This window comes from Chroococcidiopsis cubana SAG 39.79, assembly GCF_003991895.1.
Taxonomy (GTDB): domain Bacteria; phylum Cyanobacteriota; class Cyanobacteriia; order Cyanobacteriales; family Chroococcidiopsidaceae; genus Chroococcidiopsis; species Chroococcidiopsis thermalis.
Genome location: NZ_RSCK01000008.1, coordinates 105,863 through 124,678 on the forward strand (window position 1 = coordinate 105,863; position 18,816 = coordinate 124,678).

17 protein-coding genes are annotated in these 18,816 nt (G+C 45.3%); 8 read left to right on the forward strand and 9 right to left on the reverse strand.

Going from position 1 to position 18,816, the window contains the following annotated elements; translation table 11 throughout:
* Nucleotides 1-154: 154 nt before the first annotated feature.
* Complete coding sequence (locus tag DSM107010_RS07720) at nt 155-919, reverse strand: HPP family protein (protein WP_127022712.1); 765 nt, start codon at nt 917-919, stop codon at nt 155-157.
* Nucleotides 920-1,761: 842 nt separating this feature from the next.
* On the opposite strand from DSM107010_RS07720, the gene DSM107010_RS07725 reads away from it, so the two are divergent.
* A complete protein-coding gene (locus DSM107010_RS07725) occupies nt 1,762-2,724 on the forward strand; it encodes an AEC family transporter (protein ID WP_106168502.1) in 963 nt (320 codons plus the stop codon).
* Nucleotides 2,725-2,763: 39 nt separating this feature from the next.
* Here the strand turns inward: DSM107010_RS07725 and DSM107010_RS07730 are convergent, their stop codons facing one another.
* From DSM107010_RS07730 to DSM107010_RS07755, 6 genes are all read right to left on the reverse strand, one after another.
* Nucleotides 2,764-4,206 (reverse strand): ABC transporter substrate-binding protein, encoded by a 1,443-nt coding sequence (locus tag DSM107010_RS07730; protein ID WP_127022715.1) that lies wholly within the window; start codon nt 4,204-4,206, stop codon nt 2,764-2,766.
* A gap of 431 nt (nt 4,207-4,637) precedes the next feature.
* Nucleotides 4,638-5,360: an MgtC/SapB family protein gene (locus tag DSM107010_RS07735; protein WP_106171014.1), complete on the reverse strand. Its 723-nt coding sequence runs from the start codon at nt 5,358-5,360 to the stop codon at nt 4,638-4,640.
* Nucleotides 5,361-5,390: 30 nt separating this feature from the next.
* Nucleotides 5,391-6,812 carry an ABC transporter substrate-binding protein gene (locus DSM107010_RS07740; protein WP_106171011.1) on the reverse strand — a complete coding sequence of 474 codons (1,422 nt, stop codon included), beginning with the start codon at nt 6,810-6,812 and terminating at the stop codon, nt 5,391-5,393.
* A 224-nt stretch (nt 6,813-7,036) separates the two neighbouring features.
* Entirely contained in the window at nt 7,037-8,386 is a 1,350-nt protein-coding gene (locus DSM107010_RS07745; RefSeq protein WP_127022718.1) for a serine/threonine-protein kinase, read from the reverse strand.
* Between the two features lie 140 nt (nt 8,387-8,526).
* Nucleotides 8,527-9,534 (reverse strand): LysR family transcriptional regulator, encoded by a 1,008-nt coding sequence (locus DSM107010_RS07750; RefSeq protein ID WP_015157340.1) that lies wholly within the window; start codon nt 9,532-9,534, stop codon nt 8,527-8,529.
* A gap of 186 nt (nt 9,535-9,720) precedes the next feature.
* Nucleotides 9,721-9,921, reverse strand: coding sequence for a hypothetical protein (locus DSM107010_RS07755; RefSeq protein WP_106170500.1), 201 nt, complete (start codon nt 9,919-9,921; stop codon nt 9,721-9,723).
* Between DSM107010_RS07755 and DSM107010_RS07760 the strand changes: the two genes are divergently transcribed.
* The 6 genes from DSM107010_RS07760 (at nt 9,913) to DSM107010_RS07785 (ending at nt 16,330) form a co-directional block, all read left to right on the forward strand.
* Complete coding sequence (locus DSM107010_RS07760; protein ID WP_015157342.1) at nt 9,913-10,626, forward strand: NnrU family protein; 714 nt, start codon at nt 9,913-9,915, stop codon at nt 10,624-10,626. The two genes, DSM107010_RS07755 and DSM107010_RS07760, sit on opposite strands and share 9 nt — an antisense overlap.
* A gap of 153 nt (nt 10,627-10,779) precedes the next feature.
* Nucleotides 10,780-11,142 carry a thioredoxin family protein gene (locus DSM107010_RS07765; RefSeq protein WP_015157343.1) on the forward strand — a complete coding sequence of 121 codons (363 nt, stop codon included), beginning with the start codon at nt 10,780-10,782 and terminating at the stop codon, nt 11,140-11,142.
* Nucleotides 11,143-11,465: 323 nt separating this feature from the next.
* Nucleotides 11,466-13,532 carry an NAD(P)H-quinone oxidoreductase subunit 5 gene (locus tag DSM107010_RS07770; protein WP_106218935.1) on the forward strand — a complete coding sequence of 689 codons (2,067 nt, stop codon included), beginning with the start codon at nt 11,466-11,468 and terminating at the stop codon, nt 13,530-13,532.
* A 169-nt stretch (nt 13,533-13,701) separates the two neighbouring features.
* Nucleotides 13,702-15,282, forward strand: coding sequence for an NAD(P)H-quinone oxidoreductase subunit 4 (locus tag DSM107010_RS07775; protein ID WP_015157345.1), 1,581 nt, complete (start codon nt 13,702-13,704; stop codon nt 15,280-15,282).
* Nucleotides 15,283-15,672: 390 nt separating this feature from the next.
* Nucleotides 15,673-15,888: a hypothetical protein gene (locus DSM107010_RS07780; protein WP_041462654.1), complete on the forward strand. Its 216-nt coding sequence runs from the start codon at nt 15,673-15,675 to the stop codon at nt 15,886-15,888.
* A gap of 169 nt (nt 15,889-16,057) precedes the next feature.
* The gene (locus DSM107010_RS07785; protein WP_015157346.1) at nt 16,058-16,330 is read left to right on the forward strand and encodes a hypothetical protein; all 273 of its coding nucleotides are present in this window, start codon (nt 16,058-16,060) and stop codon (nt 16,328-16,330) included.
* A 9-nt stretch (nt 16,331-16,339) separates the two neighbouring features.
* Here the strand turns inward: DSM107010_RS07785 and DSM107010_RS07790 are convergent, their stop codons facing one another.
* Together DSM107010_RS07790 and DSM107010_RS07795 are read right to left on the reverse strand one after the other, a co-directional pair.
* On the reverse strand, nt 16,340-17,242 hold the full coding sequence (locus DSM107010_RS07790; RefSeq protein WP_015157347.1) for a class II fructose-bisphosphate aldolase: 903 nt from the start codon (nt 17,240-17,242) through the stop codon (nt 16,340-16,342).
* 158 nt (nt 17,243-17,400) lie between these two features.
* Nucleotides 17,401-18,138 carry an HAD family hydrolase gene (locus DSM107010_RS07795; protein ID WP_015157348.1) on the reverse strand — a complete coding sequence of 246 codons (738 nt, stop codon included), beginning with the start codon at nt 18,136-18,138 and terminating at the stop codon, nt 17,401-17,403.
* Nucleotides 18,139-18,268: 130 nt separating this feature from the next.
* Between DSM107010_RS07795 and DSM107010_RS07800 the strand changes: the two genes are divergently transcribed.
* Nucleotides 18,269-18,811 (forward strand): GNAT family N-acetyltransferase, encoded by a 543-nt coding sequence (locus DSM107010_RS07800; protein ID WP_015157349.1) that lies wholly within the window; start codon nt 18,269-18,271, stop codon nt 18,809-18,811.
* Nucleotides 18,812-18,816: the final 5 nt, after the last annotated feature.

An 18,816-nucleotide genomic window follows, 5' to 3' on the forward strand; every position in this document is an offset into this window, starting at 1 on the left:
TCTACAGGGAAAACGTTCACAAATCAATTTGGATTGCTATATTAGTTTTTATACCAACAAAATCAACATTTTACATCAGAAAAGTTTTTGATTTCGTAGCATTAATTGCAGCTTTTTCACAATTAATTTTCTAACTTCTGCCTCCTTCTACAGATTACAACCAGTGTTTTGGATAAGTTCTACCTGGCATGAGATTGTTAAAAACAAAAGTACAAAAGACTAAAACAATTGAACCTGCTAATACTGGCGTGAATAGAAAACTCCATTCAGCACGGCTCATCACTCCTACTAAAGCAACTGCTCCTCCTGGTGGATGGAGAGTTTTTGTCAGTTGCATGACTTTGATTGCTGTAGCAACAGCTAAAGCCATTACCCAAGGTTCTGAGCCGAATAAATGTACCATAATTAAGCTGACTAATCCGCCGAGAAAATTGCCTACAATACAGTTGCGTGGCTGTGCTAGAGGACTATCGGGTGCAGCAAATAATAAAACGGCAGCCGCTCCGAAAGGAGCTGCGATTAGAGGATAATGCGTACTAACGCTGATGTAAGCTAGCGCGGCAATGCCAATAAAACTACCTATGTAAGAAAAAACAATTTGCTTTAAAGGAAAGCGGGGTTGATATTTAGAGCTGCCGTGAATTTTAGCCAAGAAGTTTTTGAGTCGAGCCGATTTAAATCGAAAGCTCCATGTAGACTGGGAACGATTTTTTCTCAAAGCAGCTAGTTCAGCTGTGAGTTGCTCTAGTTGTTGCTGCCGAATGATTAATTGCTGTTGCTGTTGTTCTAGTTGCTGTTGATACTGCTGGAATTGTTGTTGTTTGCTTGTCAACTCAAAGGTGGACATAGCTTTGGTAAGTTTTGTCATAGAGCTAGTATTTGTATTTGGTTTCGCCGCAGTTTTACTAATGTCTTTCATACTTCGATCGCTAAATAATGAATTGCAAAAACTTAGATTAATTCTGTGATATTGCGATCGCACTACTATAAATTGTGTTAACTGATACGGAATATTATTACTCATGAAAGAAGCGCATTTTGAAATTGCTCTAACCGCATACAATCAACGAAAAAGTACTATTTTATACTTGCAACTTAGAGCAAACTACGCTCGCAATAACGCTAGAACTATCAAATAAATTAAATGGATAAATTAATTTTTTCAAAAAATATTGACAGCGATCGCTAGCTACTAGAGCAATCCTATTTGATTCATGAATGTGGAGCAGGCTAGAAGCCTACTTTACAAATCATTTAGAACTGCTATAGCTCGCTCAAATATTTATCGCTGTATAACTATATTTAATTATTGTAGTTAAAATCTGACAAGACATTTCAGAATCGATCGAAGTGTTCTTTGTTTATTCGATGGTATTCAAATTTTTTATTTCAAGAGAGTTAATCTTGTATTTTAATTTTATTCATCAAAATTTTAATTGCTCTTAGTGTTATGGAATAGCTTTGAGATTTATCGTATTTTTACTGTAACTTTGGTTGCAGCATTTTTGCTGCACGGTTGAGTAAAATCTGAAGATTAGCTTTTTAGCTTCTGTGCCTCTGCATGGAAATGCTAGTAAAGCTATAGATTGTGACTTGATACAGAGGCAAATTTGTTTGTTGGGTTAGTTTTAATTGTTACGTAATGAGAGCTTAATTTGTTACGCAATAGTAGCGAAACTAAACCAAGCGATCGCGATTTAACTTGAAAATGTGGTTGTTGAATTGCTAATTCATGGGTGCTGTTGAGATAGAACGAAACTGATGATAGAAATTACAGCAAGCGTTTTTTGTACGAGTCTGGGTGCATTCTTATTCAGAAGAGAAATAATTCCTCGTTCCTTTCCCAATTTGCTAGGTCGCCTTCTTTACTGGCTGGGTGTACCTTTGCAAATTTTAGTACTGACGCGCAAGTCAAATTTATCGCAATCGATTTGGTTGCCCCCAATCTTGACAATTGCAATATTGCTGTTGGGTTTGGGCTTAGCTTATGTCAGTTTACAGCTACTCAAACAACTGACTCAGTACCGCTCGGTTTCATGGGTAAAACAATTGTCCGATAGTTTTTATCCTAACGATCGCGCTGAACAAGGTAGTTTTGTCCTCGCTTCAATTTTGGGAAACACCGGCTTCATCGGGTTAGCGATCGTTCCAGCTTTTGTCAGTCAAGACTATTTAGTTTGGGTAGTGTTGTATGGCGTAACGCACAATCTAATTGGTAGTTACGGACTGGGAGTATTTTTAGCAAGTTATTTTGGGCAAACCACAGCAAATAATAAATGGAAAGCTGCATGGCGAGACATTTTGCGCGTTCCTGCTTTATGGGCGTTTGCGCTGGGTTACTATAGTAAACCTTGGCAAATTGTCAGTTTCATCGATCCCTTACTTCAAGCAATAGTCTATTTAGTCATACCTGGAGCTTTTTTGTTGATTGGGATGCAATTATCACGGCTTCAAGGAATTGAAAATCTACGAGGGGCGATCGTTCCCAGTACGATCAAGACATTTGTTCTGCCCATTTTGGCAGGAATGGTAATAACATGCTTGGGATTTCCCCACGAAGCACGCTTGGCTTTAGTCTTGATGTCTGGAATGCCAAGTGCTTTCGCCAATGCGATTTTAGCAGAAGAGTACAACCTCAATCGTCCGCTAGCTGCCAGTACGATTGTTCTCAGTACGGTTTTGCTACCACTGGTACTTCCCCTATGGTTGTATTTATTTAGATAATAGAGACTCTGCGTGGAACTTCTCTGCGTCGTCTCTCGATCAACGAAGGCTCGTGTCAACCGAACTAGGTAGCGGAGTAAAATCGTAACCAGTGCCGGAGTATCTACCAGGCTGAACTCTGACTAGAGTTCCTGATTCTTGGCGATCGCCTGACGGTAAAAACTTGACTATCCCAGTTGCCCCTTTAAACATAAAACCAGTATTAGATAAAGCTTTCTGTAGCTGTTCGCGATTCGTACTCGCTTTTAAACCCGTGAAAACAGCAATTGTTGCATCGTAAGTCAATGCAGTTCGCCAATTACCAGCCCCACCCCAAAACCGCTTAGCATTGGCAATGAAAGAACTATTGGGGAAAGCAGAAGGATGCCAAGGTACAGAAAGCACCATAGTATTAACATCAGCTTGTCCTTGCTGCAACGTGTCGTACGTATACATTGTGTGGCTGCCGAACAAAGTCAATCGACTGCGATTTGCTTGCGCTACTTCCACTGCACGACCCATTCTATTTACATCTGGTGCTAGCAGCAAAGCTTCTGCTCCATCGCTGACTGCTTGAGAGGGAATTTCGCTAGGGTTAAAATTAGTAGCAGCAAAATCGCAGGGGGTACTGGTGATATAACCGCCATTTTCAAACACGCTAGAAGTGAACTCCTCTTGAAACGAGCGACTTGCTTCTGCCTGAGAATCCGCACAGATCGCAATTCTGGTTTTGCGTGCTGTTTTCACGACGTAGCTAGCCAAAGCATCGGCGATTGCTCTTGAATTTGGCGTAGTCCGAAAGATAAATCTCCCAACTCCACTTAAGTTACGCGCTACGCTCGTGGGCGAGATCATCACCAAACCGCTTTTTTGATAGATGGGAGCAGCGGCGATGGATGCATCACTAGAGTTATGTCCTACTACTGCGAGAATATCTGGATCGTTGGCAAATTCAGCCGCGATTTGTTTGGCAACAATGGGGTTATTATCGTCGTTGGCAACTTGCACTTGAACCAGCTTGCCGCCAATCCCACCACCGTGATTAATTTCGTATTGTGCCTGTGCCAGGCCCCGCAGCATCTCTCTGGCAACGTTTAAGTTACCTCCTACAGGAACGCTAACACCGATCTTAACTGTATTGCTAATTGCAGCTGCCGAAGCATTATTTAAATAAATCCACGTTTCGGGATCGTTGCGCTTCACCTGCAAAGCCGCATTAAATTTGGTGACTGCCGTGGAAAAATCTCCTGCGGCAAAAGCTTGTACCCCTGCTTGTTTGTCTGGATTATTGTCGGCAGTAAATAAAACTTTATTACCTAAACTAATTCGCTTTTGCAAAGCTGGGTTGCGGTTGGGGGGATTGAGCAATCCATTGAGAGATGGTTGAGTTGCTTGTTGCCCTCCTCTACCACTGCGATAACTCAACCAAAAAATTAGCGGACCGATCAAGCAGAGGGCGATGAGATAGAGAACCAGGACAGTGTTTTTTTTGCTTTGCAACATAAAGTTTGGAACGGGAGTTAAGTCAAGTATTGTTAGACATTTCTAGATAACTTTCCCAGCCTCATATTTTCTGTATCGCCATGACTTGGTACAACCCAGATGTCGAAGAATCTATAAGGATCTAAATCATATTCTTTTTAGCAACAGCACTTTGGGCGATCGCAATAATAGTACGAGATGAATACCCACAAACAAAGCTACAGCTTGAAAGTTGGTTTTTTTAACATATAGATAAATAATATTTGATTTGACCCATAACCAAACAAAATAGAGCCACAACTACTTGCGTACCAACCGTAATTTTACGGAAAAAATATAATGCAGCTGATTTTAACCGTGAAATTACTTACGCAAATTTACTGAGTCTGAGCCTATACGTATAAGAGATTTACCTAACTATAGCAGTAAAGAGTTTGGCGATCGCGCTCCGCTCAATCTGTATCTTCTGTAACTACTTCCCACTTAATTGCAGTCACTTTTACTTGCGATCGCAACTGCATGACAATCTCTTCCATCAACAGATCGTTGCGACCATTGGAAGTATATTCTGCCTTGATTTCTACTGAAGAGAAGTTATCGAGATCTTTACTGTTAATATTTTTACTAGACAATTCATTCAATATCATTTGTCCTGGTGTGGTTTGTGCCAGTAGCACAGCCCTCACAGCTACTTCGTCTTCAGTTAAACAAATGAGGCGACAGCAATAGCGAGTTTCTGCTTTTGTGTGCGTAATCAATTGCTCGTCTAACTGCTGAAACCACTGTACCATCGGGCGCAAAAGTAGATTTGCTCCTACCACTGCTAAAGTGCCAAAATAAGCTTGAAATAGCAATCCCGCCCCGACCAAACTACCCACGGCAGCAGCACACCAGAGGGTAGCTGCGGTATTGAGTCCGCGCACGCTGGTTCCTTCCCGCAAAATTACACCGCCACCCAAAAAGCCAATGCCAGAGACAACTTGGGCTGCTATACGTGTAGGACTGGCATCGCCGGGAATCATTGCCGAGAGCATGACGAACATAGCAGCACCAAGAGACACCAACACATTTGTTTTCAGTACCGAGCGAGTTCGCCGCCATTGTCTTTCGCTGCCAATTGCCGCACCGAGAATGAATGCCAGTAGCAGGCGAATTGCAAAATCTACCCAAGTCATTGTTTTTTTCGTTTGGTTGCACCCAAATTGCTATTGTCGCACTGGTACGAAATCATAGCCAGTACTTGTATTGACTTGACGCACGACTTGTACTAGCTGCACTGGTGCGTTACTATCGCCAGAGGGAAGAAACTGCACTGGATTAGCTGCGCCAGGAGTGGAAAAATCATTACTAGTCAGAGTTTGTTGAATCCCTTCACGAGTAGGAGACTTCTGCATTGCCGCAGTCAAAGCCTTGGTTGCATTGTAGGCAAGAGCAGTACGCCAGTTGACCTCAGCTCCCCAAAACTGTCGTGACTGACGCACGAACTGAGATTTCGGATCGGTATCAATATCCCACGGAATAGCAACTACCATATTCACAGCCGCGTCTCCTGCGACCTCTAGCGTGGTTGAGTTGTAAATGGCATCACCACCTAGAAGTTGCAATCGTCTGCGGTTGACTTGCACGACCTGTAGGGCTTTATCGATAATGCTAGTACTAGACCCAGTATTAGGTGCTAACATCAGGACTTTTGCCCCTTGCTTGATGGCTTGGTTAATGCTGTTAGCTGGGCTAAAACTAGGGTCTGATAAGTCAAACTCAGATGTGACTTTTCCACCTCCGAGTAGAACCGCTGTGACAAACTCAGATTTTAAGGATTGGCTGTAAGCACTTTGGGGATTGAAAAAAACAGCAGCATTCTTTTGCTGTAAATTGGTCAGCATATAATTTGCCAAAGCTCTTGCAGCAATATAATCGCTGGGAACGGTACGAAAAATGTAGGGACTGATGCCGGAAAGTTTAACAGAAGTACTGACAGGAGAGATCGCGACTAACTTTCCCTCATCATATATAGGTGCAACGGCAAGGGTGACTTGACTTGCCCAGTGACCGATAACTGCCAAAATTTCAGAAGTGTTGACCAAAGTTGAAGCAACTTGTTGAGCTTGGTCTTCTTGATTGTTGTCGTTGACGATCGCCACTTTCAAGGGAACACCATTAATATTCCCCGTTTGATTTGTTTCGGTCTGTGCCTGCGCAACGCCACGTAGAACTTCCAAACTTCCATTAGGACTAGTACCAGTGGGAACGACAACAGCAATTGCGTAGCTTTTGCGATCGCCTATCTTGGCATTGTTAAGGAAAATTAGGGTTTCGGGATCGTTGCGATTTTGTGTTAATGCTACTTGCAATTTCTCGGTTGCAACACTCCAATTTCGAGCCGCGATCGCCTCTATTCCTTCCTGTTTTGCTGGTAATATCTTCCCTGAAAATAACGTTTTCTCACCAAAACTAATTGGTTTTCCAGTTGCAGAAGTACCATCTGTAGGAGTCGAGTTAGATTGATTTCCAATACCGACAAACGATTTGCCAAAAAAATTACTGAATAGTAAAGCTCCTCCCCCTACTAATCCGAGCGTAATTAGTAGCGATAGTAGCAGAAGCACTGTTTCATTTTTACGCGACATATTAGAACTAGGGAGTAGGGAGTGGGGAGTAGGGGAAGACAAGGGGGACAAGGGAGACAAGGGAGAGGGGGGAGACAAGGGAGACAAGGAGAAGTCGTAAGTCAGAAAAGTGATGATTAACTGATAACTGGTCAGGAGTCACTGGTCACTGGTCAGGAGTCACTGTCACCCCACACCCTACACCCTTTCTTCACTGATAACTGATAACTGATAACTGATAACTGTCACAGAATTCGATCGAGTAGTTGATAAATTATTTTAAATAAAGCTGTGAGGGCAACTGCAATTAGTCCGCCACCGATCGCCAGAACCAAAATGCTAGAAACGCTGAGATTGGCGTGCAGGGCAGGAATAAAAACCACCACTACCAAGGAAATTACTGAAATAATTAATAAATCTACTTTTTCGATCCAGCGACGAGATAAGGCAAAAACTAGACCGCTCAAAATCACAGCGGCGATTGCCCAACCAAGAGCGGGAGAGGGAAAAAGGCTGGAAAGCGCGATCGCCAGCAAAGCACCTTCAAAACCGCTAAAAGCCGCTCCCGTTAAAACCTCCCACAGAGCAAAACTAGGTCGCCTGGTTATTGGTGGGGGAGTAGATGGTATAGGGGTGGGGCGATCGAGCTGGTGCAGAGCGGTAAGGACTTCGGCAGCTGACTGATAGCGCTGCTGGGGTTGAGCTGATAGCATCTTGGTCAGAATGCTGGCAAGCTCACTGCTAACTTCAACATGCATTCGCCAATGCCATTGATTGCGACCGGCATCATATAAATCTGTAGGTTTTTTGCCAGTGAGTAGGTTGACTGCGGTTACAGCCAAGGCATACAAGTCCGTAGAAGGGTAAACTTCCCCGCCTGAGACTTGTTCGGGAGGGGCAAAACCCATAGAATAAATTCCGGTCGAAGCAGATTGCGCTCCTCCTGCTTGGCTCGTCACTTGTTTGACCGCACCAAAATCGAGTAAGTAAAGCTTACCGTGGCGATCGCGGATGATATTAGAAGGTTTGATATCCCGATGAATCGCTTTTTGTTCGTGAACGAACTGTAAAACGGGTAAAATGGCGTAGAGCAGTTGCAAGACCTGCGATTCGGAGAACCGACCTTGAGATTCTAGTTCTGCTTCTAGAGTTTCACCGTCGATAAACTCTTGAACGAGATAAAAAAAACGTTCCTGTTTATTGGGTTGCCAACTCGGGACGCTCAATTCAAAAAAAGCCAACAAATCGGGGATTTGGTCGTGGCGATCGCCGAGTTGTTCTAAGGCGACTGCTTCCCGTTCAAATAGGGTTTGGGCAGTCATCAGCTGAGTCGCGCTCAAGTCACCAGAAGGCTTGAATTGCTTCACGACACACTGACGCATCCCAGGCGTGTAGCGATCGCGTGCCAAAAAAGCCGCACCAAATCCCCCTTGTCCTAGTAGTTTTACCGGTAGATAGCGCCCCTGTAAAATTAGCGGCATACCGCAACAGGTGCAATACTTTTGTTCTGTTGTTTTGAGAATGGCGCTGTTATCGAGATCGGTAAAATGATTGAGCGGACGGGGACAGCCTAAACGAGTGCAGAAAACTTCCATGAACGGCAAAGGCTAGGGGCTAGAAAGATAAGTGGCTGGTGGCTAGTGACTGGTGACTAGTGACTGGTGTTTTCTAGCCCCTAGCCACTAACCACTAGCCACTCCTATAGCTTTTAATTTAGCTGTCTAGCTCAAACAACTCAATTCACTTCCTCGACCTCTGGCGTTACGACTTCTATAGTTTCCTTGGCAACTCGCGGCGACTCTAACAGTTCCTTGCCCCAACCTGGAGTTGTAAATTGGGGTAAAATCTCGCGGATAAATGCATCAGCTGCTTTCGAGCGATAACGGTTGGGGTTTAAAATTGCTGCTAGCGTCCGTCGCACCACGACTCCCTCAATTGCAGAGCGGTGCAAGATACCCATTTGTAGCTCTTTGGCGATCGCAGAGACGGAAACAAAAGCCGCTCCTAACCCTGACTGCACGGCGTTTTTAATTGCCTCAATTGAATTGAGTTCCATTTCAATTTTGAGTCGTCGCGTATCGATCTCGCAGCGAGTTAATACAGAGTCAATGACTTTGCGAATGGTCGATTGGGAATCGAGAGCGATGAACTGAAGTTTATAGAGGTCGTCTTTATAGATTTTCTCGGCTTTTGCTAAGGGGTGCAGCACTGGTAATATCAGGGCTAGCTCATCTTCGGCGTAAGGAGCGATCTGTAAAGATTCATGTAACTCTGAGGGAATTTCGCCACCGATGATCGCTAAGTCTACCTGTCCGTTTGCCACGCTCCAAGCAGTGCGCCGAGTTGAGTGGACGTGCAACTGTACCGCGACATCAGGATATTTTTGCCGAAACATGCCGATCATGCGGGGTAAAAGGTACGTGCCAGTAGTTTGAGAAGCACCGACAATCAGAGTTCCGCCTTGAAGGTTTTGCAGATCCTCAATTGCCCGACAGGTTTCTTGACAGAGGCTGAGAATTTTTTCGCCATAGTTGAGCAGCAAATACCCTGCTTCTGTCAGTTGCGCTCTACGTCCGCCTCGGTCGAATAAAGGCACGTCCAATTGCCGCTCTAAGTTTTGCACCTGCAAGCTCACCGCAGGTTGAGAGACATAAAGACTGTCAGCGGCACGCTTGAAGCTCCCTTCAGCAGCGATCGCTTTAAGAATGCGTAACTGATCTAAGGTGAAAGGTAGGTCAGACATACAGCTATATCCATGAATACGAAAGGAGACTTCAGGCAACCTACTCGATTAGTGAGAGAGCGCGAATGTGTCATCTGCTCAAAGTGGGAAACATTCCGCGAAAATGACCCTAACACCACATTAATATATAAAGTTACCTAATAATTCGCGATCGGAGCTTTACAGGAACAAAATATATAAAATTTACTAATAGAAAGTGGGTGGTGAGAGGTAATGGGTAATGGGTAATGGGTAGTTGGTTATTCTCGCTTCCTTGTCTCCCTTGTCTCCCTTGTCTTCCTTGTCTTCCTTGTCTCCCTTGTCTCCCTTGTCTTCCTTGTCTCCCTTGTCTCCCTTGTCCTCCTTGTCTCCCTTGTCTTCCTTGTCCCTTCCCCTAAAATGAATCACACTTGGCTAACGCCCAGTCATTTTGTCATGCTGGGTCTATTACTAGGATTTGCGATCGCCCATAGCGGTTTAGCCGCCCTGCGAATGCAGGCAGAAAAAGCAATTGGTGCTAGGCTTTATCGTGTCTTATTTGCTAGCGTCAGCTTACCTTTAGCTGTCGGTTTAGTAATTTACTTTTTCAACCATCGCTACGACGGAGCGCAACTCTGGCAAGTACAAGCTGTCCCAGGCGTGCGCGAGATTGTTTGGGTGCTATCTGCTGTTTCTTTCCTCTTTCTTTATCCCGCTACATTTAATTTACTGGAAATTGCCGCAGTCCAAAAACCCGAAGTCCATCTCTACGAGACGGGAATTATTCGCATCACCCGTCATCCGCAGATGGTAGGACAGTTGATTTGGTGTATTGCCCATACTTTATGGTTGGGAACGAGTTTTACCCTCGTCACTTCCATTGGCTTAGTCTTACATCATCTCTTTGGAGTGTGGCATGGCGATCGCCGCTTGAGTCAACGTTATTCAGAAGCATTTGAAAAAGTTAAGTCTCGCACCTCCATCATTCCCTTTCTAGCGATCGTGCAGGGACGGCAAACATTATATTGGCAAGAATTTCTCCGCCCTGCATACATAGGTGTTGCCATTTTTGTCTTTTTATTGTGGCGATCGCATCCCCTGCTGATCCAAGCTACAGCCAAAGTTCCCTGGTAGTGGGGAATTCAGAATTAACTACTTGGAAGTTCGCGATTCCCGACTCCCCAATAGCTGACAAAATCGATCTTTCCCACTTTTGAATTGATCCCGAATCGATGTAGCATAATTCCAAGTTGATAGCAAACTCAGATAATTCCGCCTAGAGGAAACATGATATTGTCAGTTAACGAGCGGACGTTTACAAAAGAAGTTTTAGAATCTTCAGTTCCAGTTTTAGTCAATTTTTGGGCTCCCTGGTGTGGGTTGTGTCATTTAATCCAACCTGTACTATCAGAGTTTCACAAGCATGGTAGCCAGCACGTCAAGATAGTGGGCGTAAATGCCGATGAAAATTTTAGATTATCCAATACTTATCGACTCACAACCTTGCCCACACTGATTTTGATTGAGAAAGGTATTGTCAGACAGCGATTAGATCGCCTACACAGTCGAGATGAACTTCGGCAAATCCTAAAGTCAATTCAGTACGACTACGCTAACTCCGTTCGACTTGAAATAGGGGCTAGGAGCTAGAAAGATAAGTGGCTGGGGACTAGTGTTTTCTAGCAACTAGCCACCAGTCACTAGCCACTAACTACTCTCCTACCCCTTACTAAAGCTAAAGTCATAGTAAGTTTTCCCCATCTAGGTTCCCTCAGGTGGGGTATTTTACGATCGGAGCCATGTGTCACAATTGTTAACAGTTTGGAGTAAGCGATTAGTCGTCAGAGGTTATTCATCATCAGTTATTTGTACTCAGTTCCATACAAATGACAAATGACAAATGACAAATGACAAAAAAGCTAATAGCTTCATTGAGTAAGTTAGTAGTAAAGTTCTCAAAGTAGGCGCAAGTGATGGAAGCTATCTATCAATATGCCTGGCTGATTCCGGTGTTACCCTTGGTCGGGGCGATGCTGGTCGGTCTGGGGTTAATATCGGCAAATCAGGCGACTAACCGCCTGCGGCAACTCAATGCTGTATTTGTCATCTCTTTAATGGGAGCAGCAACGGTACTGTCTTTCGCGATTCTTTGGAGTCAAATCCAAGGACACGCGCCCTATACCAGAACCCTGGAATGGGCAGCAGCCGGAAATTTCCATTTAAGTATGGGATATACGATCGACCATCTGACAGCCATGATGTTGGTGGTAGTGACCACGGTAGCTTTGCTAGTGATGGTGTATACCGATGGTTACATGGCTCACGACCCAGGTTACGTGCGCTTCTATTCCTACCTGAGTTTGTTTGGTTCTTCCATGCTCGGTCTGGTGGTCAGCCCAAATATCGTCCAGATTTATATTTTCTGGGAATTAGTGGGGATGTGTTCGTACCTACTAGTTGGGTTCTGGTACGATCGCAAGGCAGCAGCAGATGCTTGTCAAAAAGCATTTGTCGTCAACCGTGTGGGTGACTTCGGTTTATTGTTGGGCATTCTAGGGCTTTACTGGGCAACCAACAGCTTTGAGTTTGGCGAAATTGGCGAACGGTTGCAAACTCTGGTTGAATCAGGTTCTATCAGCAGTTTCTTGGCAGTTGTATTCGCCGTTCTCGTATTCTTAGGACCAGTTGCCAAGTCAGCTCAGTTTCCCTTGCACGTCTGGCTACCAGACGCGATGGAAGGTCCCACCCCCATCTCAGCTTTGATCCACGCGGCGACGATGGTAGCAGCTGGGGTATTTTTGATCGCTCGGATGTATCCCTTGTTTGAAGGCATCCCAGCAGCAATGAATGTGATTGCCTATACTGGTGCGTTTACGGCATTTTTAGGGGCAACGATCGCAATTACTCAAAACGACATTAAGAAAGGCTTGGCTTATTCCACCATCTCCCAATTGGGTTATATGGTGATGGCAATGGGTTTAGGCGCGTATGGCGCGGGATTGTTCCACTTAATGACCCACGCTTACTTCAAAGCAATGCTCTTCCTTGGCTCCGGCTCAGTCATCCACGGGATGGAAGCTGTTGTCGGTCACGACCCCGTTTTGGCGCAGGATATGCGACTCATGGGAGGATTGCGGCGCTATATGCCAGTCACGGCAATTACTTTTTTAATTGGCTGTTTGGCAATTTCGGGAATTCCGCCTTTTGCTGGTTTTTGGTCGAAAGACGAGATTCTAGGGGCAGCTTTTGCCACGAATCCTTTACTTTGGGGTGTAGGCTACCTGACAGCAGGAATTACGGCTTTCTACATGTTTCGGATGTATTTCTCGACATTTGAAGGGAAATTCCGAGGCAATGAAATGGAAATCCGCCACGAACTGAAATCGGCAGCCCTCGTACCTAATTTTGGACCAGGGGCGATGGATACGCGAGAATTGGCAGCAACCGCTAGCAGCCACGACAGCCATGATAGCCACGGACACAGCGAACATCCCCACGAGTCTCCTTGGACGATGGCTCTACCTTTGGTAGTCCTAGCTATCCCGTCGATGCTGATTGGTCTGGTGGGTACGCCGTTTGCTAATTACTTTGAGGAATTTATCTATCCTCCCAGCGAAACCTTAGCTATGGCGATGGAGAAAGCTGCCGAGTTCGAGCCGACAGAATTCTACACTTTGGCAGGGGCTTCGGTAGGGATTTCTTTGATAGGAATTACTTTGGCTTCGTTGATGTATTTGTGGCGCAAGATCGATCCTGCCGCGATCGCCGCCAAAATTCGACCGCTTTACGAGCTATCGCTCAATAAGTGGTACTTTGACGACATTTACGACAAAGTGTTCGTCCAAGGTAGCCGTCGCCTTGCCCGTCAAGTGATGGAAGTCGATTATCGCGTTGTCGATGGTGCGGTGAACCTCACGGGCTTCTTTACGCTCATCAGCGGTGAAGGCTTAAAATACCTAGAAAACGGTCGCGCCCAATTCTATGCCTTGATTGTGTTTGCCGCAGTCCTCGGTATGGTAATCGTGTTCGGCGTAACTTGATAGCAGGAGACAGGAGACAGGAGACAGGAGACAGAAGAAGGACAAGGGGGACAAGGAAGACAAGGAGGACAAGGAGGACAAAATTCTTCCCCCTCTCCCTTGTCTCCCCCCTCTCCCTTGTCTCCCCCTCCCTACTCCCGACTCCCTACTCCCTATTCCCTAGTTAGAGATGAATACAGCTAATTTTCCCTGGCTGACAATAATCATTCTGTTTCCAATCGTTGCCTCGCTATTCATCCCGCTACTGCCACCTTCTAAAGAGGGATCGACAGGGCGCTGGTATGCTCTGGTAGTGGGGCTAATTGATTTTGCCATTATCGTTTACGCATTTTACACTCAGTACGATCTGGCTAATCCAGAGTTGCAATTGGTGGAAAGATACGCCTGGGTTCCTCAATTGGACTTGAATTGGTCGGTAGGGGTCGATGGTTTGTCGATGCCCTTGGTGATTTTGACAGGGTTTATCACGACGCTGGCAACTCTAGCGGCTTGGCCCGTAACTTTGAAACCCCGCCTGTTCTACTTTCTGTTGCTGGCAATGTATGGCGGACAGATTGCTGTATTCGCCGTACAGGATATGTTGCTGTTTTTCCTAGTGTGGGAACTAGAACTGATTCCTGTCTACTTGTTGCTGGCAATCTGGGGTGGTAAGAAACGGCAGTATGCTGCAACCAAATTCATTTTGTACACTGCTGGCGGATCGCTATTTATTTTGGTAGCTGGTTTGACGATGGCATTTTACGGCGATACCGTAACGTTTGACATGCGATCGCTGGCTGCTAAAGATATTCCCCTTAACTTTCAGCTTTGGCTGTATGGGGCTTTTCTGATTGCCTACGGCGTAAAATTACCAATCTTCCCGTTACACACTTGGCTACCCGATGCCCACGGTGAAGCGACAGCCCCAGTACATATGTTGCTGGCTGGTATTCTGCTGAAAATGGGTGGCTATGCCCTGATTCGGATGAATGCGGGGATGCTTCCCGATGCTCATGCTTTCTTTGCCCCGGCGATGGTAATTCTGGGGGTAGTAAATATTATCTACGCTGCTTTAACATCTTTTGCCCAGCGGAACTTGAAGCGCAAAATTGCTTATTCTTCAATTTCTCACATGGGATTTGTGGTCATTGGCATCGCTTCCTTCACCGATTTAGGATTGAATGGCGCGATTTTACAAATGATTTCCCACGGGATGATTGGCGCGAGTCTATTCTTCCTCGTTGGGGCAACATACGATCGCACCCATACCCTGATGTTGGATGAAATGGGTGGTGTCGGGCAACAGATGCGGAAGATTTTCGCCATGTGGACGACTTGTTCGATGGCATCTTTGGCACTGCCAGGCATGAGCGGTTTTGTTGCAGAATTGATGGTATTTGTAGGCTTTGCAACTAGCGATGCTTATAACCCTACTTTCAAAGTGATTATCGTCTTTCTGATGGCAGTCGGTGTGATTTTGACGCCGATTTATCTCCTTTCCATGCTGCGAGAGATTTTCTACGGGCAAGAAAACAAAGAATTAACTTCTCACGAAGCTTTAATTGATGCCGAACCGCGAGAAATATTTATTATCGCTTGTCTGCTAGTACCAATTATCGGTATTGGTTTGTACCCGAAAATGCTGACTCAAATGTACGATGCAACAACCATACAACTGACAGCTCATTTAAGGGAATCAGTGCCAACATTAGCAGAACAAAAGCTAACACCAGCTGTATCTTTGAAAGCGCCTCAGTTGGCGATCGAATAGTTGGCTTGTACGAGATTTTTTCAGCCCTTGCCGCGTTGTCGGTAGGGGTATTTTATTGTTTATAATGGCAGATGGCAGAGGGCAGGAGACAGAAAGAAAAACTTTTCAGGCAAAAGGTGAAAGCTGAGATCTTGCATCAATTGCAACACCCGCCTGTGAATCAATTCACAGTCTTATAGCCTAAGTCGGATAAGTCCGGCTGCAAGATCGTTGTTAGTCTACTTCAGTAGACTTGTGCTATTAGCCTCAAACTTAAGTTCAAGGTGAGTCTGGATACTTACTTTTATGTTCTAACCTTTCCACGCTTTTATCTCGTATTGCGCTGTAATTCTACAGTGTATTCTAGTTGATAAATACTAGCTTCTATACCTACCAATCCTACCGATGAACATGAATGATGAACAATGGCTTTTGCTAAAGCAGCGATATCCTATTGGTCATAAATTTTGGGCAAAAGTAAATAGAATTAAATCCTTTGGTATATTAATTGAAATCAGCGATCTCCCAAAGGATAGCAGTCAATTTTTAGGATTAATTGATATTGGTCATAGTCCTCTCTATGCTGATTTGCACGATTGCAAGGTTTCAAAGTTAAAAAACGTCTAATTTGTGAAATAGCTACTTAATAAAAAAGTGGGCAATGCTCACCTTATATTTGAATCTCGCTAATAAAGCATGAATTTTTAAAAGTTAAAATTTCGATCCATACTATTATAAAAAGAGAAATTTCTTGTACTGTAAGAGAATAAATATACAACTACAGGAGCGCACTGAGATGTTTCAACTTGGCTCTCTTTTCTGCTCGTTCGTTGGTTCTATTGGCGGTTCGTTGGTTGGGTCAGTTGCGGGGGCAATTGTAGGAGGCATTGGCGGTTCGATTGGTACGGCACTTCTTGGCTCTTTAGTTGGTTCTCTGGGGGGATCGGTAGTCGGCTCGCTGCTGGGGGCTGTTGTTGGTTCGGTTGTGGATTCAGCAATGGATAGACTCTGGGAGGAACTCACCGAACAACAGAGAGATATGTATCCGATGAAGTCTGCTGCGGTTTAATTTGAATATTTAATGGGAAAAACGTTCTAATCCCGCTAGCGATCGCGCGTAGGGGGTTTCGTGCAAGTGTGCCTTGCCCACAGAACCGAACAGGTGCAGTTTTTCGGCGATCGCTTCCTGCATTGCCGCGATCGCCACGCCTGCTATATCGAGTAAGTCGCTACCATTACCCGCGCAAACTTCCTGTTTGAGCGATCGCATGTAAGCTTGTCGTATTTCAGTATTGACATTAAACTTACACACGCCTAATTGAATCGAACGACTAATCATCCACCCTGGCAACCCTGAAGCACCATGCAAGACAAGGGGAATATCAATTAAGCGGCGAATACGGGCAAGGCGATCGAAATCCAAACGGGGCGGATTTTTATATTCTCCGTGAACGTTACCAATCGTTACCGCTAGTGCATCTACCTGCGTTGTGCGGACGAATTCAACTGCTTGCGCAGGATCGGTCATTTTGGCTTCTTTTTCTGCGATCGTTAAGCCATCTTCAGTACCGCTGATGCGACCAATTTCAGCCTCGACAATTGCACCAGATTTATGAGCCAACCGTGTCATCTCTCGCGTAAACACCATGTTTTCTGCATATGGTAAATGAGAGCCATCCGCCATAATTGAGTTCATACCGGCGGTGAGGGCTTGGCGAATATCATTAGCATTGGTACTGTGGTCGAGATGAACGGAAATAGGGACTGTAGCAGCGCGTGCGGCTTCTAAACACATTGCTACTAAAGCCGATCGCCCGTACTTTAAGGCACTCGGATGAATCTGCAACATGGCAGCACTACGATGCGTCTCGGCTGCACTCACTACCGCTTTTACTCCTTCCAAGTTATAGATATTAAAAGCTCCAATCGCGTAAATATTCTGTCGTGCTGTTTGGAGGAGTTCTTGAGTAGAAGCAAGCATAGAAAGTTAAAAGTCAAAAGTTAAAAGTCAAACATCTGTAATAAACAAATAATTCTGCCGATAAACCCGCCTGTACTCTCATAAGGGGGCGCTCCATCCACCATCTTTGTCGGAGTTACGATCGCTTGATAAATCTGTCCGTACAGATGCTAATTAGTCTACACTTCTACCACATGAATTTCATCGAGTTGAGAAATTGCCACGTCGGCTGCTTCTAAATGAGCGGCTTCGGGTCTGCCCCAGCAAATGCCAATACAACCCGCTGCCCCTGCATTGCGTGCCATTTCAATATCGGCAGCAGAATCTCCTACCATTAAGGTATCGTGGGGTGCTACACCCAAGGATAAGCAGGCTTGTAAAAACAGGGCGGGGTTAGGTTTGCTGATTATAGTATCTACGCCCATTTGTAGCTGTACGTAAGCTTCAAGTTGATGGCGTTGGACGAAGGCGCGGACTCGTTCTGTAGAGGCAGCGGAAAGAATTCCCAGTTTAATGCCAGCATCGCTGAGATATTTCAAGACTTCTAAGCTGCCTACAAATAAGGGTGAAGGGGCAGTACCGATATACTGGTCAGCTTCCTCAAAGGTACGACGCGCGATCGCCAAGGACTCGAACCAACTGCGCCCAGTCTCGGCAATATAAGCAGCTGCGGCAATTTCCGTTTCGCGCCGACTACCTACGGCTAACAGTCCTGTCGGATCGAGGCGATCGCCATTAATCCCAAATGCCATCAGCAGGGGTTCGCCAATCCCAGGAATTTGAGCATCGATCAGGCGCGATCGCTTTTGTCCCAAATTGCGCAAATACTCTTCAGAATTTTCTAACGTGCCGTCTTTATCGAAGACAATTGCTTGGATATTACTGAAGCGCTTGTCTTTACATTGAATTGTTACCATCGTGTTGTGTTACGCTTCTGCCTGAGATTTACTGTAATTTTCTGGAACAGGTATTGCTGCCTCAGTGCAATAGAGCTTTCAGCCTTTTAACTTTTGACTTTTAACTTTTGACTTTTGACTTTGCTTAGCAATGGACTTCATTTTACGACAAGCACGCCTAGACGAGCGTGTCCAAATCGAACGATTAATTGCTGCGTCTGCACGGGGATTGAGTCGAGAAGATTACACTGACGAGCAGATTGAGGCGGCGATCGCTACGGTTTTTGGTGTCGATACAGATCTGATTGTAGATGGTACGTACTTCGTTGCCGAGGCTGCTCAAATGTTGGTGGGGTGCGGTGGTTGGAGTAAACGCAAAACGCTATTTGGCGGCGATCGCTATAGCGATCGCGAGTCAGGCTATCTCGATCCCAATTACGATGCGGCAAAGATTCGGGCTTTTTTCGTTCATCCCGACTGGGCAAGACAAGGCATCGGCAGAGCGATTTTACAACGATGTGAAATGGAAGCTCAAGCCAGTGGTTTTCGATCGCTGGAATTAATGGCAACCTTACCAGGAGTGAAACTGTATCGAGCATACGGGTACGCGGGTAGCGATCGCGTTGTCTACACAATTGGCAATGAAGTCAGGATTGAGTTTGTCCCCATGAGTAAGGCGATCGCGCGATCGTAGAGGCG

Coding starts and splice junctions, on each gene's coding strand:
- DSM107010_RS07720 (WP_127022712.1), bottom strand. CDS start 919: ATGAAAGACATTAGTAAAACTGCGGCGAAACCAAATACAAATACTAGC.
- DSM107010_RS07725 (WP_106168502.1), top strand. CDS start 1,762: ATGATAGAAATTACAGCAAGCGTTTTTTGTACGAGTCTGGGTGCATTC.
- DSM107010_RS07730 (WP_127022715.1), bottom strand. CDS start 4,206: ATGTTGCAAAGCAAAAAAAACACTGTCCTGGTTCTCTATCTCATCGCC.
- DSM107010_RS07735 (WP_106171014.1), bottom strand. CDS start 5,360: ATGACTTGGGTAGATTTTGCAATTCGCCTGCTACTGGCATTCATTCTC.
- DSM107010_RS07740 (WP_106171011.1), bottom strand. CDS start 6,812: ATGTCGCGTAAAAATGAAACAGTGCTTCTGCTACTATCGCTACTAATT.
- DSM107010_RS07745 (WP_127022718.1), bottom strand. CDS start 8,386: ATGGAAGTTTTCTGCACTCGTTTAGGCTGTCCCCGTCCGCTCAATCAT.
- DSM107010_RS07750 (WP_015157340.1), bottom strand. CDS start 9,534: ATGTCTGACCTACCTTTCACCTTAGATCAGTTACGCATTCTTAAAGCG.
- DSM107010_RS07760 (WP_015157342.1), top strand. CDS start 9,913: ATGAATCACACTTGGCTAACGCCCAGTCATTTTGTCATGCTGGGTCTA.
- DSM107010_RS07765 (WP_015157343.1), top strand. CDS start 10,780: ATGATATTGTCAGTTAACGAGCGGACGTTTACAAAAGAAGTTTTAGAA.
- DSM107010_RS07770 (WP_106218935.1), top strand. CDS start 11,466: ATGGAAGCTATCTATCAATATGCCTGGCTGATTCCGGTGTTACCCTTG.
- DSM107010_RS07775 (WP_015157345.1), top strand. CDS start 13,702: ATGAATACAGCTAATTTTCCCTGGCTGACAATAATCATTCTGTTTCCA.
- DSM107010_RS07780 (WP_041462654.1), top strand. CDS start 15,673: ATGAATGATGAACAATGGCTTTTGCTAAAGCAGCGATATCCTATTGGT.
- DSM107010_RS07785 (WP_015157346.1), top strand. CDS start 16,058: ATGTTTCAACTTGGCTCTCTTTTCTGCTCGTTCGTTGGTTCTATTGGC.
- DSM107010_RS07790 (WP_015157347.1), bottom strand. CDS start 17,242: ATGCTTGCTTCTACTCAAGAACTCCTCCAAACAGCACGACAGAATATT.
- DSM107010_RS07795 (WP_015157348.1), bottom strand. CDS start 18,138: ATGGTAACAATTCAATGTAAAGACAAGCGCTTCAGTAATATCCAAGCA.
- DSM107010_RS07800 (WP_015157349.1), top strand. CDS start 18,269: ATGGACTTCATTTTACGACAAGCACGCCTAGACGAGCGTGTCCAAATC.